The sequence below is a fragment of the Photorhabdus viridis genome, from assembly GCF_040256935.1.
In the GTDB taxonomy this organism is placed as follows: domain Bacteria; phylum Pseudomonadota; class Gammaproteobacteria; order Enterobacterales; family Enterobacteriaceae; genus Photorhabdus; species Photorhabdus viridis.
In genome coordinates, this window is record NZ_JBEJZY010000314.1 from 1 (window position 1) to 361 (window position 361).

General features: G+C 52.1%; 1 protein-coding gene. It reads right to left on the reverse strand.

What is annotated here, in order from left to right; translation table 11 throughout:
• Window positions 1–361: phage baseplate assembly protein V (locus ABR397_RS23525; RefSeq protein WP_350307811.1), on the reverse strand; the 361-nt coding region annotated here is incomplete at both ends.

Genomic DNA, 361 nt, shown 5'->3' on the forward strand with positions numbered 1-361 from the left:
CAGATAAGAGACGATCACCTCTTGACCGATACGGGGAACCGCCATAAAACCGTAACCGCTGCCATTCCAGCCTTGCGCAAACCGTACCCAACAAGACGCGTTTTCATCGGCCTTATCATAACGATCCCAGTGAAAATGGACGCGGATACAACCGTCTTCATTGACATAAATCTCTTCCCCGGCCGGGCCAACCACGGTTGCCACTTCATCACCATCCGCCAGCGGTTTGTAGCGATAGAGCGCTCGCCAATCCTGATAGCCGGAAATAAAACTGAATTCATTATGCAGATAAGTTCCTGATCCGCCACGGGCTTCTTGCAGGGCCTGCGGACACTTGCCGTAATGGTGAATGGTCACGATT